The sequence below is a fragment of the Butyrivibrio sp. NC3005 genome (genome assembly GCF_000424545.1).
Taxonomy (GTDB): Bacteria; Bacillota; Clostridia; order Lachnospirales; family Lachnospiraceae; genus Butyrivibrio.
Genome location: NZ_KE384206.1, coordinates 26884 through 45661, shown reverse-complemented (window position 1 = coordinate 45661; position 18778 = coordinate 26884). Strand labels below are relative to the sequence as shown.

The window sequence follows — 18778 nt, the reverse complement described above, 5'->3', positions numbered from 1 at the left end:
TTAATTTTATCACAGCAAAACTATAATTAAAACAATTATATAATTCTTGTCAATTTCATTCTATGAAGAGGGAATAAATATTAAATTATTTTTTGTATTTTCTTGATGGTACTAAAATGAAAATAAACGCTGCACATATTATTGCTGTGATCATAAATCCTCCAGCAATATACTGCATTGTTCTAGTTCTTCTTGCTCCTTTTACTGCACCGGTATTTCCTTTTACAAGAATCATAGTTGAAAATGGTTCAACTGTAACATTGTTAGATACTGCGCCAAGCGATGTGCATCCTGCCTTTTTACCATTAACGCAAACGTTCCATTTTCCTTTTGGAAGACTTATACTTGTGCCTTTTTCATTAGGATTAAATACAAGAATAATCTTTTCTGAAGGTTCTCCTTCAACCTTTTTATCCTCGTTGTCCATTGTAAATGCAATAACATTTTCATCGAGATTTTCAATAGGAGTAACTCTTTTGTCAATCTCTTTTCTACTGTCTAATCGTAAAAGACTATGTTCTTTTCTAAAACTGATAAGCCCTTTATAGAATTCAAGGTTTTCCTGATACTTCTTATCATCGAGATTTTCCCATTTAATGCAGTTTATTTTATCTCCTGAGTTATAACTGTTATCATCAAAAGTTCCATCCTCTTTAACCTTAGTTCTTAATATTTCTTCACCAGCCTGCATAAAAGGAACACCCTCAGAAGTCAGATAATAAGCTGCTGCAAGATTATTCATCTTTATTCGTGTCTCTTCATCAATTTTAGGGCGAGCTGTAGCAATTCTGTCAAAAAGAGTGTTATTGTCATGGCAAGAAGCATATTGGATAATCTGAGTAGGATTCTTGCACCAGGTCTCATTTGCCATAAAAGATGCTTTCAACGATTTTTCACAGTTTTTAGCACCTGATGCCCAACCAGTCTCTGATGTATTAAATACACTTCCTTTCAGGTTATCTCTTATGTTGTCATTAAAATATGCAAAAGAAGGTGTTTTATCTGATGCTTTTTGCGTTGCTAAAATAACATTTTCTTTTGTAATATCAGTATTCATGCTCCATCCTTCGCCATAGAATATAACGTCAGGATGATTTTTGTGCACCTCTTTTACTATCTCGTTTATAGTATCAACATCCAGAAGGCCCACAAGATCAAATCTAAAACCGTCAATATGATACTCATCTGCCCAGTAACAAACCGAATCAACAATATATTTTCTAACCATTGATCTTTCTGATGCAGTATCATTACCGCATCCAGAACCATTGGAATATGTTCCATCAGCATTAATCCTGGAAAAATATCCTGGAACAAGACGATTAATGCAGAAATCTTTTCCACTATAGACGTGATTATAAACAACATCCATAACAACAGAAAGGCTATTATCGTGGAGAGATTTTATCATCTGTTTTGCTTCTTTTACTCTTGTTTCTCCATTATACGGATCAGTTGAATAAGAACCTTCCGGTACATTGAAATTAACAGGGTCATATCCCCAGTTAAACCTTTCTGTAGTCTGTAAATTTTCATCGACTGATCCAAAATCATAAAACGGCATAAGATGAATATGCGTAACACCAAGACTCTTTAAATAATCAATTCCTGTTGGATTACCTCCTTTTGTCTTGGTACCTGTTTTAGTAAAAGCTGTATACTTACCAGCATCTTTTATATTTCCATTTTCATCAACAGAAAAGTCTCTAATATGCAGTTCATAAATCATTGCATCTGTCATCTTTATTCCAGCATGTGGATTTTTGTCTTCATCCCATCCTTGCGGATTTGTAGAATCAAGATCAATGACCATGGCTCTTTTACCATTGACACCGGTTGTACGTGCATATGGATCGCAAGCTTCAACATCAAGTCCGTCAAGAACCACTTTAAAAGTATAATATGTACCCTTTAAATCACCTTGAACTTCTGCAATCCAAGTACCATTTTTGTCAGATGTCATTTTGACTTCTTCTTTTAAATCTTTTTCCCAAGGTTTACCTGATTCATACAAATTAACACTAGCTTCTTGTGCGGTTGGAGCCCATAAACGAAAAACTGTCTTATTCTTACTATAAGATGCGCCAAGGTCATTTCCTGTATAAGTATACTTATCTTCGAACTCCTTTTCTCCATAGATAATAGGCATTGATACTGGATATTCCCTGTCTTCAAAACCTATTCGATAACTTCGGCTTGCATCAAGTTTTTCTACCAATACTACATCATACAGATATTCGCTATCAGATACTTTTTTAGAAAGAGCAACTGATTTAATTTTTATTTTTCCATCTCGGCCTACTACATACAAAGAGTCTTTCAACTTATCATTCATTTTCCCTGTAAGAGTTAGCTGTAGCATATTTTTTCCATCATATACTGCTTTTTTCAACTTAGTACCAATAACCACATCATCTCCATATTTCTTCGTAGCACCTTCTGTACCCGACTCAACATAAGCATGTACTGTTCCTGATACAACTTCCGAAATATCCACATATTGATCATCTGGATAATCTTTGTCCCAATCTTTAGTTCTAACTATAAAACCAACTCTCGATGCACCATTAGTAATATTTATAGTTGCAACCATATCTCCTTCTTCTTTTTCAAAAGGATAACCTGCTCCTTCACCACCTTCTGGCCACATCCATGCGTCCCATTTTTGGTAATCACCATCTTTTCTATGATAATGAAGTTTCAGCGTTACGCCATCAGCTGCATATACACGAATTTGTGTCCATGAGTCCCCAAGAAACGTTGCTGTTACAAGCAATACCATTAGAAAAAAAGCCATTACTCTTGATGTAATACTCTTTTTCATCTCTACACCTCCTAATATTATTCAGAAAACGTTTTCCATGATTAATTTTACGCTTTTTGGCGCAGTGAGTAAAGGCTAAAACAGCGAAAGTTCAACGAAATATCATTACGATAGATAGTACTTAGTAGAACTAGATGATAATCTTTTTTGAACTTGCAAATTTAGATAAAAAAATATCCATTTGATAGAAATAATCTAACAAATGGATATTTTTTTATCTTGCTATAAATTAAAAATCAATTTTTACGAATTTGAATCATTATTATCATTTTTCAAATTTGTCAAACTATGAAGTCCCAAAGCTATAGTTGATCCATTATGAAGCATAGCACTTGTAGCAGGCGCAATAAGTCCTGTAAGTCCCATACCGATTAAACCTAGATTAAAACCAACCACAAAACGGTAATTAAAATGTATACGTTTCATAAGAAGCTTACTAAGTTCTTTCAATGTAACAAGCTTATACAAATCATCTTCAGAAATCATAACATCTGCTATTTGTCTTGCAAGCTGCGCTCCTTGACTTATAGCTATTCCACAATCAGCTTCAGAAAGTGCTGGTGAGTCATTTATTCCATCACCAATCATTATCACTGTATGTCCTTTTGCCTTCTCTCTGCTAACAAATTCAGCCTTTTCTTCCGGAAGAACTTCGGCATAATAGGAATCGACTCCAACTTCTATAGCAACTCTTCGTGCTATATGCTTAGAATCTCCTGTCATCATAACAATATTGCTAAATCCTGCATCATGAAGCTTTTTTATAACATCTGGAGCTTCTTTTCTTAACGGATCCTCAAGGCATATTACTGCTGAAAGATATCCGCCAATTGCTAAAAACAGCCTTGAATACTGTTCTGGAATATTACTTAGTTTATAACGTTCGTTTTCAGGAATAATACATTTCTCATCTTCCATTACGAAATGCCAACTACCTATAACAACTTTTTTACCATCAATATCAGAAGCAATACCATGTGCTACTACATATTCGATGCTACTATGCATTTCATCATGAACAAGTCCTTTTATGGAAGCTTCTTTAACAACAGCATTTGCAATAGAATGAGGATAATGTTCTTCAAGACAAGCTGCTATCTTAAGCATTTCATCTTTATCATTTCCTGAAAAAGTAACAATATCAACTACTTTTGGCGAAGCCATTGTAAGAGTTCCTGTTTTGTCAAAAACAATTGTATCAGCCTTAGCTATAGCTTCTAGGAACTTTCCGCCTTTTACTGTAAGATGATTGTCTTGACATTCACGCATTGCAGATAAAACTGTAACAGGCATTGATAACTTAAGAGCACATGAAAAATCAACCATAAGAACAGATAATGCCTTGGTAATATTTCTGGTTATAAGATATGCCAGAATTGTACCTCCAAATGTATAAGGAACAAGTTTATCAGCTAAATGTTCTGCTTTCGATTCAACACCAGACTTAAGCTGTTCTGAATCCTCAATCATCTTTATTATCTTTTCGTATCGGCTTGCACCTGAAGCTTTCTCTACTCTAAGAAGAATATCTCCTTCTTCTAATACAGTTCCTGCATAAACATAAGCACCTGTTTCTTTTGCTACAGGAATGCCTTCTCCGGTAAGAGCTGCCTGATTAATCATAGCTTGTCCATCAACAATTGTTCCATCAAACGGAATAACACTGCCAACTCTTACTGAAATAGTATCTCCAGGAACTATCTGACTAAAAGGAACCTGAACTTCAATACCATCTTTTCTAAGCCATACTTTATCAGATTTAAGAGCCATACTTCTTGCCAAATCATCAACAGACTTTTTATGCGTCCACTCTTCTAGAAGATCTCCTATTCCAAGAAGGAACATTACAGATGAAGCTGTTTCATAATCTCCTGTCAAAAGTGATACAGAAATAGCTGTGGCATCAAGCACTGGTACTTCTAGTTTTTTACTTTTAAATAAGCAAGCCAAACCTTTATATACGAACTTTGTCGCCATGACAAAAGCTTTAACTCGTCTTATCGGTGAAGGAAGAACAAATCTGCAACCATAGTGAAGTATAATCTTTGAAATCAGTTTTTCCTTGTATGAAGCCATTAACATACGGCTAGAGCCTTCAGGAACAAGAGCTTTTATTTCCTCAGATTCAGAATTGAATTCACAAATTTTTGAAAGTAGTTCGTCTCTATTGCCTTTGAAAACAACAACTGCATCAGCACTTCTTTCATAAACTGTAGCCTTTTCAACTCCATCAAGAGAAAGCAGATAGTATTGTAACCTATCTGCTTCCTCAAAGGAAAATCGTCTCTTAGGCATGGAAAAACGAATTCGTCCGCTTATCTCATGTTTAATGACTATTTTCATATTTAATTATTCTCCAACTACTACATCTTCCTTAGATTTGCGATCTTTATTGATTTCCTTTGCTTCTGCAAGAACATCATCGCAATTCTCCTGGATTTTGTTAGCAGTATCCATTACACACTCTTTAGCACGAAGAATAGCCGCTGTAGTATGTGTGTAGCACTTTTTTGCATCTTTGCTTGATAAAATCTTTATACCAGCTGTACCAAAAAGAACCCCACCTAAAAATAATGCACATTGACGTAAATTCTTCATAATAAAATCTCCTATCTAACACATAATTTGTTACTGAATACTTATAGTTAACAACATATCAGTAACTGTTCAATTAAACCTGGCACACAATTATCTAATTGAACCCAAAAGAAACAAACTTCATTGTACATCAATGAAATCCCAATTTCAAGTTGCTAGATAAGAAAATTTATCAACAAGGAATGACATTTACCGCATGTTCCGTAAGAATTATTATTATTTCTTTACGTGAAATGCGTCCATTCCTGGATATACTGCACTATCTCCAAGCTGTTCTTCAATTCTAAGAAGCTGATTATATTTTGCAACACGTTCTGAACGACTTGGTGCACCTGTCTTAATCTGGCATGTATTAAGAGCTACAGCAAGATCAGCAATTGTTGTATCAGCAGTTTCACCTGAACGATGTGAAGAAATCGCTGTATATCCAGCATTATGAGCCATTTTGATAGCTTCAAGAGTCTCGGATACTGATCCAATCTGATTAAGCTTAATAAGAATTGAATTACCTGCTCCAAGCTTAATGCCCTTGCTAAGTCTTTCGGTGTTAGTAACAAAAAGATCATCACCAACAAGCTGAACTTTTCCACCAATTTTAGCAGTCATCTTCTTCCAGCCATCCCAATCTTCTTCATCCAATCCATCTTCGATAGAAATAATAGGATATTTATCAACAAGGCTCTCCCAGTGAGCAATAAGTTCATCAGAAGTAAATTCTTTTCCAGATTTTGGCTGCTTATAAAAACCTTTTCCTTTTTCGCTCTTCCATTCAGATGCAGCAGCATCCATAGCAATCATGAAATCCTTGCCTGGTTCAAAACCTGCAGCCTTAATTGCTTCAAGAATCTTCTCAATAGCCTCCTCATCGTTCTTTAACTTATTAGGAGCAAAACCGCCTTCATCACCAACTGCTGTAACATCACCCATTTCACCTATAAGTTTCTTAAGGTTATGGAAAACTTCAGCGCACCAGCGAAGAGCTTCTTTAAATGAAGGAGCTCCTACAGGCATAATCATAAATTCCTGTGTATCAACAGCACTGTCAGCATGAGCACCACCATTTAAGATATTCATCATTGGAACTGGAAGTCTGTTTCCAGATACACCGCCAAGAAATCTATAAAGCGGGATATCAAGAGATTTTGCAGCAGCTCTTGCAGTTGCAATAGAAACAGCCAAAATAGCATTTGCGCCAAGTTTTGATTTATCTTTTGTACCATCAGCTTTCAACATAGCTGCATCGACTGCATAAGTGTCAGATGCGTCAAGACCTTTAACAGCATCATTTATTACAGTATTTATGTTATTAACTGCTTTTGTAACACCTTTGCCCAAATATCTTGATTTATCGCCATCTCTAAGTTCAAGTGCTTCAAATTCGCCTGTTGATGCTCCACTTGGTGCAGTTCCAGTTGCAACAGTTCCGTCTACAAGAGTTACCTGTGCTTCAACAGTCGGATTTCCACGAGAGTCCAAAATTTCTCTTCCAATAACTTTTTCGATAGTAAGTTTACTCATAATTATAATGCTCCTTTCAAAAAGCAATTTTTATAGGGAATAAATGTTTCTTAGTATCCCTAAATCTGTAATTTATTTTCAAATGTAGTAATTATCAGTTTATCGAATTCCTCTTTTCATACCCATTCGGCGTTTGGTAATAAAAAGAGGAATTCAGATGATTTACACAAAGTTAGCTATCGCTAACAATGACAATTCTATATTCTCTTTCTCTTATAGTCAATACCAGTAAATGATTATTTTTATCATGTAATTAGCCTTGATTTGTAACTTGAATTAATTGTTTTCGTTAGTCTTACCTAACTATTATATAATTGTTTTCCTTTAAAATGTTGTATTCAAATGAGAACAATTCTCAATTAGCTATAAAAAGAGTCATTTTCTCTTGTTTTATGGTAAAATTTACTTCTAAATTATTAATTATTATTGAAAGGATTTGCCATGGATAAATATGCTCTTCTTTTTCCTATCATATTTATTTTTCATGATATGGAAGAAATAATCGGATTTGGTTTTTGGTTAGATAAAAACAGGAATATGTTAAAAAATAAATATCCCTCTATCGCCAAAACCTATAAGAATTTTTCTACTGAGGGATTTGCACTCGCTGTATTTGAAGAATTTATAGTATGCACAATTGTATCGGTACTTGCCTTATATACCAAAATAACGGTTATTGAATATATTTGGTTAGGAGGTTTTATAGGATGCGCTATTCATTTCATAATTCACATTCTTCAATCCCTTTTTATAAAACAATATATACCAGCACTTGCAACTAGTATTATATCTCTGCCTATAAGCATTTTGATTATCTATAAATGCTTTGCAAAAGTTAGTAATGTAGACTTTATTTTTACAATGTGTATTTTACTTGGAATTGCAATAGTAGTCATAAATTTAAAATTTGCTCAATCGCTTATTGGATGCTTTTCAAAAAATATTTAAAAAAATAAGCAAAAAAGAGTTTGTATGTAAGAATATATTTTCTTATATACAAACTCTTTTACTATTGATTAGTTTCGATTATTTTTTTAATTCCTCTATCATTTTATCATAAGGAATATAAACACTTGAGTCTACTTCTTTTGCCTTATCTAAATCATAGACTTTTTTCAGATTAGTATTATATGTTGTTTCATCAACATCTTTTTCATCAATCTGGTAATCACGCTTTAATTCGTCTCCATCACCTTCTTTGGCATCTTCTGGTACGTATTCATGGATAAATCCATTAAAAACCTTCTTCCATCTACCATTGTCAAGATGATATACCATATCGTAGTATCCACCCATGTTTCCGTCAGAATTGCAAATTAATCCGCTTTTTTCTATATATGTGAAATGAAGTCTGCTTGTCTGAAGCTCAGTTACAGTTCCATCATGAAAGGATACAATTTGACATCCACCAGCTTCAAAGCCAGAATTTACAACTAGTTCTGGAATATCGTCATCATCAATATAAATAAGCGCATAAGTCTGTCCATCATCATTTTCAGGTCTTTCTTGGGTACAATAAGTTTCATATGCATCTTTCCATGATGAAAAACCTTTTCCAAACGTAGAACCACTAATTCCATTATAGAAATCTTCAGAATTGACAGGTTTATATTCTGAAAATGGAGTTAAGCTAAAACTAATTCGTTGAGTCTTATATTCGGTAATAAATTTCTCTGCATCGTCTTGAGTAATATCAGTTTCACTATCAGGCTTAGAAAATAACTTCCATGAAACATTCCCATTATCATCTTTAGAAGACTTTAAACTTTCAGAAACCTCAGTTTTTAATCCGTCTTTAGAAAGCTTGTAAAAGCACATCTCATTTCGGGAATCAGATAAATACTCGCTATATAAAGTATTATTGCTGCAAAGATAATATCTGGTAAATTCATCACTACCTGTAATAAAATAAGGCACATTGTGATTCACTGAATAAACAGCAAATATTACCTTTTCAAGATTTTTATCATCAGATGTATTACCGATAATAAGTTCATTTACTCCATCATTATTCAGATCAACAAAACCATATCCGGAGTATTCTAAAGCTTTTGATTTATCAAGACCATCCTTTGAATAAGCATAAGTTGCCATTGCACTTACAGGATTTGTTGTATAAAAATCACTATATACAACTGCATTTTCCAGCTGATAATACTGCATATCCAAAACATCTTCATACACACTTTCATCTGAAGATATTTTTTCTAATTTGTTATCAGATGTGCTTGCTATATTTGAAGAACTGTCTGCCTTGATTGAATCTTCAACTTGAGCATTATTTGTCATATTTAATGAACCGGAATTACGCTCTGAAGAATTTTCTGTACTATCCTTCTTAGATTCTTCTAATTGTATAGAACTTCCGCATCCACCTAACATTCCTATTATGGTAACAGCTAAAGTTGAACTGATAATTTTTTTCTTGATTTTCTTATCCATTTTCCCTTCTTTCCAATTTCAAAAAATAATTGCTAATGAAAATTTTAATTGATATGTTTATGATTTAAGAAACAAAACTTTTTGAACAATCAAGCAAAAAATATTTTGTGCAATAATATGTTACCTCAAGATGAATTTTATTACTACTTTAATATTAAGCAATTCGTCAAAGTATTCATGCAATTCATCAATTTGACTTTTCTTCTTTAATTTACGTATGAATAATCTAAGTTTTTAATTATTTTTCTTAAAAAAACTGCCATCAGCAGAGCTGATGGCAGAAAATATTTTTATTATTTAATTAATAAAATTCAATTCAAAAAGGATTAATCAACTTTTATCTCATGAATCCATCCTTCTGGTGCCTCTAATCTGCCCATCTGGATGCCTGTAAGTGTATCATAAAGTTTCTGAATAACTGGTCCCATCTTTTCCATACCTGATTCAAAACAAATTTCCTTACCATGGTCGTTAATTTTTCCTACAGGACTAATAACAGCCGCTGTTCCGCAAAGACCCATTTCTTTGAAATTATGAACTTCATCAAGGCGAACAGTTCTCTCTTCAACCTTAAGTCCAAGAATATGCTCAGCAACATATACAATTGAACGACGGGTAACGGATGGAAGAATTGAATCAGATGCAGACTTTGGTACTACTAAATTTCCATCGGCATCAACGAAAATAATGTTTGCACCACCTGTTTCTTCAATTGTAGTACGGGTAGCAGGATCAAGGTACACATTCTCTGCAAAACCTTCGTTATGAGCTGTAACAATTGCGTGAAGACTCATAGCATAGTTAAGTCCAGCTTTGATATTACCTGTACCATGTGGTGCTGCTCTATCAAAATCAGATACTTTTACTACGATTGGCTTAGCACCACCCTTGAAATAAGGTCCAACAGGAGTGCAGAACATGCGGAACTGATACTCATCAGCAGGCTTAACACCAATTACAACTGAAGAGCCGAACATAACAGGCCTTATGTACAATGTTGCTCCGCTTCCATATGGTGGAACCCAATCCTTATTAGCTGAAACAACCTTATCTAATGCATCGATAAATTGTTCTTCAGAAAAAGGCGGCATCTCCAAGCGCTTTGCTGAATCAACCATACGTTTTGCATTAAGATCTGGACGGAAAGTAACAATTCTTCCATCTTCTGTCTCATATGCCTTAAGTCCCTCAAAGCATGACTGTGAATACTGCAAAACACCAGCACATTCGTTGAGGACAACATTGGCATCATCTGTAATATGTCCTTCGTCCCATTTGCCATTTTTAAAGTCAGACACATAACGATAGTCTGTCTTCATATAAGAAAAACCAATATTTGCCCAGTCTAATTCTTTCTTTGCCATTTTTATTGTCCCCTTTGCATATATTTACTTTAAAGCATTAAAGTATTGCTATGTAAACATTATAGAACACCTTTTTATATTGTCAAGGTATAATAATGCTTTCTATTACTAATGTTTACTCATCTACGTTCAAATATTCCATTTAACCTTTACATACTATTCTTCGGATCTACTTTCTGCTTTAATGGACTCATCAGTAACTTTTACAACATTATTATCTATTTGATTAGTACTTGATTTATCAGCTGTCGTTTTTGATTTTTTTATAATTTCTTCATCATTACTCTCAGCTTTTGCCTTAGTTTTTTCTTCGAGTTTTTTATCTCTTTTTTTCTTAGAACTAAATAACCTACTCCACGATGACTGCTCAGGTTTTGATCTATACTTAACACTGTTTTTATCACTTAAATAGAAAATCTTCCCATCTTCTATATACGCTGTTTCGATATAAGTTTCATCATCTGTTGTCAATTTTTTCTTTTCAAGGCTATAGTTTGTAATTTGATGAATAACTGTGTAGATTACTGCAAAAATAGGAACACCCAAAATCCATCCTGCAAATCCCCAAATGCTGCCAAAAAGCATAATAGAGAATATTACCCAAAAAGCTGAAAGTCCTGTTGAACTTCCAAGAATCTTTGGACCCAAAATGTTACCATCAAACTGCTGTAAAATAATTACAAAAACAAGAAAGATTAAAGCTTTTATAGGATTTATAAGAATCAAAATCAGTACCCCCATTATTCCGCCAATATATGGTCCAAAAAATGGTATAAGATTCGTAACTCCTACTATAACAGCTATTAGCACAGGATAAGGAATATCCATTAGTTCATTACCAATATAACTCATCAAACCTATGATAAGAGAATCTATTATTTTACCTAGCAAAAAACCAATAAAAGTATGATGAACCAATCTACAACCTGAGATTATCTCGTTAGCTACATTTTCATTAAAGAATGCATAAGCCATTTTTTTGGCACAGCCACAAAAACTTTCTTTTGAGTGAAGTGTATAAATCGCAACAATGAAACCTACAATGAGATTAATAAATACACCTACTATATTTAAAGCCTGTTTTGAAACTGTAGTAACAATCGAATCAAGATTTGGAATTACTTTATCTTGTGCGAATCTATTCAGCCTTCGATATCCTTGAGATATCAAATAAGTAATATTATGCCTAACCTCTGGTTTTGACTTGTCCAAAAAATCATTTAAGCGATACTGTAAATTGTAGTAATATGCAGGAATATTCCTAATAATATCTGTTATGCTCTGAAAAAGCTGGGGAATAACATAGGAAAAGAGTCCCCATACAAGACTTATAAGAAAAGCCATTGTTATAGCAATAGATATATTTCTTATAAGCTTTTTTTGCTTTAATTCACCTTTTTCATCGCGCTTTGCTCCACAAAATTCCCAGATTCTTTCAAGTATTTTCTGCTCTACAAAATTCATGACAGGAGACATTACATACGCAATAATTACTCCGTATACAATGCCTTTCATGCCACCTACAATCTCGCTTACACCATCTATTAAAATACTTCCCTGAAACAATACATAATAGACTAGCATAATTAGAAATGCAGTTATTGTAATTGTTATTGCCCACGTAATCTGATTTCTATCTGGTTTCAACTTCAAAACTGATACCTCGCCTTTATGCCTGTCTAATTACTGATTATCATTTTCCTTAATAAGTGATTTTAACTTATAAACAAGGCTATCTAAATCTTCAAGTTCCAGTTTTTCAATCTCACCTTTATCAGCATATGAAGCAAATGAAGAATCAAGTGGGAGTCTTCCAATCACATCAATTCCCTTTGAAGCTGCATATGAATCAATTTTACTTTCGCCAAAAATCTGAAGCATTTCACCACAATGTGGACACTTCATATAACTCATATTCTCAACAAGTCCTAATACAGGGATTTTCATCATATCAGCCATATTTATCGCTTTTTCAACAATCATGGCTACCAGATCCTGAGGAGTAGACACCACTATAATTCCATCAACGGGAAGTGACTGAAATACTGTAAGCGGTACATCTCCAGTTCCAGGAGGCATATCTACAAACATGTAGTCTACATCTCCCCACATCACTTCTGCCCAAAACTGTTTTACAACTCCCGCGATAACAGGTCCTCTCCAAATTACAGGATCAGTCTCACTCTTCATCAAAAGATTAAGTGACATAATCTTGATATCAGTCTCTGATTTTGCTGGAATAATAAGATTACTCTCATTGACCTGTTCTACGCTTTCAACATTGAACATTTTTGGAATAGATGGTCCAGTTATATCTGCATCTAAAATTGCCGTCTTGAATCCTGCTCTGTTCATTGCACATGCGCTAAGTGCTGTAACAAAGCTTTTTCCAACACCACCTTTTCCTGAAACAATACCAATAACTTTTTTTACATGAGTTCCCTTAGCAGGCTCAACTCTAAAGTTAGGTGGCTGTTTAGCAGCAAATTTTTTCCTTAGTTCTTCGTTTGCCATTTAGTTTTCCTCCTACCTAAAACAGTAATATTAACTATTCAGGTAATTAACAAGTCCTCCGCAATCAATTATTTTTTGCATAAAAGGAGGAAATGCCTGTCCTTTATATTTTTTACCTGTAGTCTCATCAGTAATGATACCACTATTGAAGTCAACATTCACGCAATCTCCAGAAGAAATTTCATTTGCTGCTTCAGGACATTCCACTATAGGCAGACCGATATTGATACTATTTCGATAAAATATTCTTGCAAAAGTATCAGCTATAACGCATGAAACACCAGCAGCTTTAATGGAAATAGGTGCATGTTCTCTAGATGAACCACATCCAAAGTTCTTCGTTGCAACTATGATGTCGCCTTCTTGTACTTTATTTACAAAATCTTTATCAATATCTTCCATGCAGTGCTTTGCTAAATCTTTTGGATCTGTATTGTTTAGATATCTTGCAGGAATTATGACATCTGTGTCAACATTGTCACCATATTTAAAAACAGTTCCTCTTGCGTTCTCCATTACACTTCTCCTCTAATTGTATCTTTGGCATATTATTCAACTACTTCACTTGGCTGAGAAATTTTGCCAGTCACAGCACTTGCTGCAGCAACTTCCGGTGAAGCAAGATAAATTTCTGAATCAATTGCTCCCATTCGTCCAACAAAGTTTCTATTAGTAGTAGAAACACATTTTTCACCACTTGCAAGAACTCCCATATATCCACCAAGACAAGGTCCACAGGTAGGTGTAGAAACAATACCACCAGCAGTAATGAAAGTTTCAATAAGTCCCTCTTTCAATGCCTGAAGATAAATTTTTTGAGTAGCCGGGATGACAATAAGACGAACACCCTCTGCAATATGCTTTCCTTCGAGAATCTTAGCTGCAGCTCTTAAATCAGAAATTCTTCCATTTGTACAAGATCCTATTACAACCTGATCTATCTTTATTTCTGGAATTTCATCAAAAGTTTTAGCATTTTCAGGAAGATGAGGAAATGCTACGGTTGATTTAAGAGTTGATAAATCGATTTCAATTGTTCTAACATATTCAGCATCTTCGTCAGCTTCAAACACCTCATATTCTTTAGATGGCGCATGCTCCTTTAAATACTCGATTGTTTTGTCATCAACCGGAAAGATACCATTTTTTCCACCAGCTTCAATTGCCATATTGGCTATAGTAAATCTATCGTCCATAGAAAGTTCATGTACACCTTCTCCGGTAAATTCAATAGACTGATACAAAGCACCATCAACGCCTATCATTCCAATAATATGAAGAATTAAATCTTTTCCTGATACATACTTTGGCATTTTGCCTTTTAATACAAATTTGATTGCTGAAGGAACTTTAAACCAAGCCTTACCAGTAGACATTCCTGCAGCCATATCGGTTGAGCCTACACCAGTTGAAAATGCTCCAAGAGCACCATATGTACAAGTATGTGAATCTGCTCCTATAATAACATCACCCGGAACAGTCAGTCCGCTTTCAGGAAGAAGTGCATGCTCAATACCCATCTGACCTACTTCGAAATAATTAGTAATTTTATTACGACGCGCAAATTCTCTTACACACTTACAATTTTCAGCCGATTTAATATCTTTATTTGGCACAAAATGATCAGGAACAAGTGCAATCTTATCCTTATCAAAGACGCCTTTTTTATTAAAGCGTTCCATCTGCGATATAGCAACCGGACTAGTAATATCATTTCCTAAAACTAAATCTAGATTCGCCTCAATAAGCTGACCAGCTTCTACATAATCAAGCCCCGCATGTTTTGCCAGAATCTTCTGGCTCATCGTCATTTTGCTCATCTACCCAATCTCCTTTTTTCCTTTGAGATTTAAAAACAATAAAATACATAATAACGAGACATATACCACTAGCACTAATATATGCTCCTGTTTTCAAATATGCAGGAAAATATCTGACAGTAATGTCATGAATCCCACTTTCAACAGGAATCGCCATGAGTCCATAATCTGCAGTGATTATCTCTGTTTCTTTTCCATCAACATAGGCTTTCATCCCTGGAACATTTGGAACAGAGAAAAAAACTAGTTCCTTAGTAGTAAAATCAGCTGTAGTAGCTTTAAAACCATCTTTTGTAGTTTTAAAATCAGTACATGCTGTTTTTCTTCTTGAATAACAGTTATTTCTAAATTCCACAACATCCATTCCAGTCTCAATATCTAAAGAAGATAATTCCTGTAATGATAAAAAGCCTTGTTTTTTCAGTTCATTAACTTTATCATCTGGTAAAATAATTGTCTTAACCAGATATTTATCTGCCTCGCTGGCATTTACAAGTTCCCAAGAACTTTCTTTTGTATAATAATCAAAAGTAAATCCCATAGGAATATAATTACTATTTTCATATAGGGTGAAACCATTTTGTGTTGCATTTTCACCTGCTTCGAAATAGTCCATCGTTCCTTCATCTTTTCCGAATTCGCCATCTGTATTAATATCTGTATTTTCTATATAATATCTGCAAGATAAAAGAGCTCGCAATCCTACTCTGTCAAGCGGCGAATCGGATTCGACGGTTCTGGTAATGCCCGCTGCTTTTTTATAAAAATCAAAAATCTGACTATTTACAGTAGACAGGAAACAATGTACGGTAGGAATTCCCCAACACATTTCATAATTTGTCGAAGTGGAATCAGTCTCAACTCTGCAAAAAGATGAATTATCTATAAGAGGTTTTGTATCAAGCATCTGGATCTGCCACATTTTCATTCCATAATCGCTTATAAGTGAACTTCCATTCCACAACACAATCATAGTGCCAAAGACACCTGCTCCAACTATTCCTAAATATGACCACAACAGTCTCCAAAATCGTCTTCTGGTTAGAAATACAATAAGAATAAGTACAGCATAAAAAACAGCTGTTCCAAGTACGTCACGCCAGAACATGTCTTTGTTAATCAGCATAGACATATAAGCTATATTTCCATCATCATCTCTTGATGGAAGAACAGCTATTATTATCATAAGCAAAAAAAGTAAAATAGTTGCAAGCGTTCCTATTCTTAGATTCTGACCATTTACTTCAGTTTCCAATATTTCGACAGTTGCAAGTGACATGAGTAATATCGGCATATAGAACCATCTTGCATAATATTCTGAATTAAATAGTGAAAACATTGAATTCAGAACCGGAATAAAAGAAATGAATAAAGAGATTAACAGCATACTCTTTTTCCAGTCTTTTTTTCCTTTGTTCATGCGAAAATATCCAATAACTCCGGCTAGTCCGAACATAGGAAGATATATAGCAAGAGAAGCATTTTTCACTGTTGCAGTGTAAAAAAGCGTTCCTCTTCCAATAATATCCGGAAGCATAACCATGCTCTTTAGAATGTCCCAATACATCTTGGCACTTGGATAAACTACCATATCATATCCAAGAAGATAATTACTAAGTCTGCTGTTACCAGCAACTCCTCCAAAAGCAAGCATAAGGAAAAGTCCAGCCAGCATTACACCAATAATTCCTCCAAAAGCTGCTCTAAAAAACATTCTTATAACATTTTGCTTTGGATTATTTTTTACATACCTTACAAAAAAATACAAAATTAAAAATATAACCTGTCCAAAGAAGAAATAATAATTAATAATGCTGCACACCATTACTGATAATGCAAACATAATAAGTGGTTTTCCTGATAATATATTTTTTTTCAAATTCTTTTTATCATCCACTTCCATTAACTTATCAAAAGCAAGCATCAAAAGAGGGAAAAAAGCAACTGCATCTGTAAAATGATTAAACACTATGTTACACGCATTAAAACCACAAAAAGCAAACAACAGCGCACCAATTTTCGCACCTTTATTAGTTCTTGAATTATTTCTAAAATACAGATAACCATTAGCCGTAGCAACTCCATATTTAAGTGCCATCAAAAATGGCATCATATATGCCAAAAAATGCTCTGGAAAAGGTATTGTAATCCAAAAAAATGGGCTTCCCATAAGATAAAATGACAAATCTGCCACTAAATCTCCACCAAGGTCAAGATTGAAATTCCAAAAGAACTGACCATTTCGTACTGCTCTATGCGCTAAAACATAAAAAGGCACTTGCTGAACATTATAATCACCATAATAAAAAAATAGTCCATTGTGATGTATAATAATCGGAAGTGCAGCAATTGCGTACATTACAAAGCCAAGACACAGCATCAATAAATAATTTTTTAATACCACATGACCTTTTTTGGGAATTAATTCAATTTCTTCGTAGGATTGTTTTATTTCAGATTCTTCTATCACGACGTTTTCTCCCTATTAACCTTAAGTTGTGATTAGGTATTTTTTTAGAAAAAGAGGAGTGTCACCAATCAGGTGGACGGTGGCACTCCTTAATAATACCTTAATCTGCTGGCTTTCGCAAGAAACGCCAACTAATCTAATTAGTTGTTGATAAGCTTGTCATTTTCATTATTCCAGCTATAAAGCTTTCTGATTTCTGTACCAACCTTTTCAGATGGATGAGCTGCAGCTTTCTTCTTCATAGCTTGGAAGTGAATTTGACCATTCTTCATATCCTGAATAAACTCAGAAGCAAATGTACCATCCTGAATGTCAGAAAGTACCTTCTTCATAGCCTTCTTAGTCTCTTCTGTGATAATCTTAGGACCTGTTACGTAATCGCCATACTCAGCAGTGTTAGAGATAGAATATCTCATACCTTCGAATCCGCTCTGATAAATAAGATCAACAATAAGCTTCATTTCGTGAATACACTCAAAGTATGCGTTTCTTGGATCGTAACCAGCCTCACAAAGAGTTTCGAAACCAGTCTGCATAAGTGCACATACACCACCGCAAAGAACAGCCTGCTCACCAAAAAGGTCTGTCTCAGTCTCTGTCTTGAAAGTTGTCTCAAGGATACCAGCTCTTGCTCCACCAATACCAGCACCATAAGCAAGTGCAAGATCAAGAGCCTTACCTGTAGCATCCTGCTCTACTGCAACTAGACAAGGAGTTCCTTTACCTGCTTCGTACTCAGAGCGAACTGTGTGTCCAGGAGCCTTAGGTGCAATCATTGTTACATCTACATCCTTAGGAGGAACGATGAGCTTATAGTTAATGTTGAAACCATGAGCGAACATCAGCATATTGCCTGGTTCAAGGTTTGGCTCTACATCAGCTTTGTACATATCAGCCTGCTTCTCATCATTGATAAGAATCATGATGATATCAGCCCACTTTGCAGCATCTGCTGTATTCATAACTGTAAGTCCCTGAGACTCTGCCTTAGCCTTAGACTTGGAACCCTCATATAATCCAATTCGAACATCACAACCTGAATCCTTGAGATTCAAAGCATGTGCATGTCCCTGTGAACCATAACCGATAATGGCAATCTTCTTGCCTTCCAATAAAGAGAGATTACAATCTTCCTGATAAAAAATTCTAGCATCTGCCATAACTACATTTCCTCCATCTTTCTATATAATATTTGAATGATTAGCGTCAATTTGTGTTACTTATATTT

The 18778-nt window shown here is 34.6% G+C and carries 13 protein-coding genes; 1 reads left to right on the top strand and 12 read right to left on the bottom strand.

The window, feature by feature from the left end; all coding sequences use genetic code 11:
- Positions 1-85: 85 nt before the first annotated feature.
- The 4 genes from pulA to eno all read right to left on the bottom strand — a co-directional run bounded on the left by pulA (position 86) and on the right by eno (position 6940).
- Positions 86-2824 carry a type I pullulanase gene (gene pulA, locus G634_RS0115065; protein ID WP_026505952.1) on the bottom strand — a complete coding sequence of 913 codons (2739 nt, stop codon included), beginning with the start codon at positions 2822-2824 and terminating at the stop codon, positions 86-88.
- Positions 2825-3067: 243 nt separating this feature from the next.
- On the bottom strand, positions 3068-5167 hold the full coding sequence (locus tag G634_RS0115060; RefSeq protein WP_026505951.1) for a heavy metal translocating P-type ATPase: 2100 nt from the start codon (positions 5165-5167) through the stop codon (positions 3068-3070).
- Between the two features lie 6 nt (positions 5168-5173).
- Entirely contained in the window at positions 5174-5422 is a 249-nt protein-coding gene (locus tag G634_RS19560; RefSeq protein ID WP_035800406.1) for a DUF6110 family protein, read from the bottom strand.
- 216 nt (positions 5423-5638) lie between these two features.
- Positions 5639-6940, bottom strand: coding sequence for a phosphopyruvate hydratase (gene eno / locus G634_RS0115050; protein WP_026505950.1), 1302 nt, complete (start codon positions 6938-6940; stop codon positions 5639-5641).
- 441 nt (positions 6941-7381) lie between these two features.
- Between eno and G634_RS0115045 the strand changes: the two genes are divergently transcribed.
- Positions 7382-7888 carry an HXXEE domain-containing protein gene (locus tag G634_RS0115045; protein WP_026505949.1) on the top strand — a complete coding sequence of 169 codons (507 nt, stop codon included), beginning with the start codon at positions 7382-7384 and terminating at the stop codon, positions 7886-7888.
- 78 nt (positions 7889-7966) lie between these two features.
- Here G634_RS0115045 and G634_RS20560 read toward each other — a convergent pair whose 3' ends face one another.
- From G634_RS20560 to ilvC, 8 genes are all read right to left on the bottom strand, one after another.
- Complete coding sequence (locus G634_RS20560; RefSeq protein WP_026505948.1) at positions 7967-9382, bottom strand: hypothetical protein; 1416 nt, start codon at positions 9380-9382, stop codon at positions 7967-7969.
- A gap of 326 nt (positions 9383-9708) precedes the next feature.
- On the bottom strand, positions 9709-10746 hold the full coding sequence (locus tag G634_RS0115035) for a branched-chain amino acid aminotransferase (RefSeq protein WP_026505947.1): 1038 nt from the start codon (positions 10744-10746) through the stop codon (positions 9709-9711).
- 156 nt (positions 10747-10902) lie between these two features.
- On the bottom strand, positions 10903-12399 hold the full coding sequence (locus G634_RS19550) for an AI-2E family transporter (protein ID WP_051234099.1): 1497 nt from the start codon (positions 12397-12399) through the stop codon (positions 10903-10905).
- Positions 12400-12429: 30 nt separating this feature from the next.
- Positions 12430-13260, bottom strand: a complete 831-nt coding sequence (locus G634_RS0115025) for an Mrp/NBP35 family ATP-binding protein (RefSeq protein WP_026505946.1) — start codon at positions 13258-13260, stop codon at positions 12430-12432.
- Between the two features lie 30 nt (positions 13261-13290).
- A complete protein-coding gene (gene leuD / locus G634_RS0115020) occupies positions 13291-13776 on the bottom strand; it encodes a 3-isopropylmalate dehydratase small subunit (protein ID WP_026505945.1) in 486 nt (161 codons plus the stop codon).
- A 32-nt stretch (positions 13777-13808) separates the two neighbouring features.
- Positions 13809-15080: a 3-isopropylmalate dehydratase large subunit gene (leuC, locus tag G634_RS0115015; RefSeq protein WP_026505944.1), complete on the bottom strand. Its 1272-nt coding sequence runs from the start codon at positions 15078-15080 to the stop codon at positions 13809-13811.
- Positions 15028-17550: a YfhO family protein gene (locus tag G634_RS0115010; protein ID WP_026505943.1), complete on the bottom strand. Its 2523-nt coding sequence runs from the start codon at positions 17548-17550 to the stop codon at positions 15028-15030. Before G634_RS0115010 ends, leuC begins: the two co-directional genes overlap by 53 nt.
- 140 nt (positions 17551-17690) lie before the next feature.
- On the bottom strand, positions 17691-18710 hold the full coding sequence (gene ilvC / locus G634_RS0115005) for a ketol-acid reductoisomerase (protein WP_026505942.1): 1020 nt from the start codon (positions 18708-18710) through the stop codon (positions 17691-17693).
- Between the last annotated feature and the right edge of the window lie 68 nt (positions 18711-18778).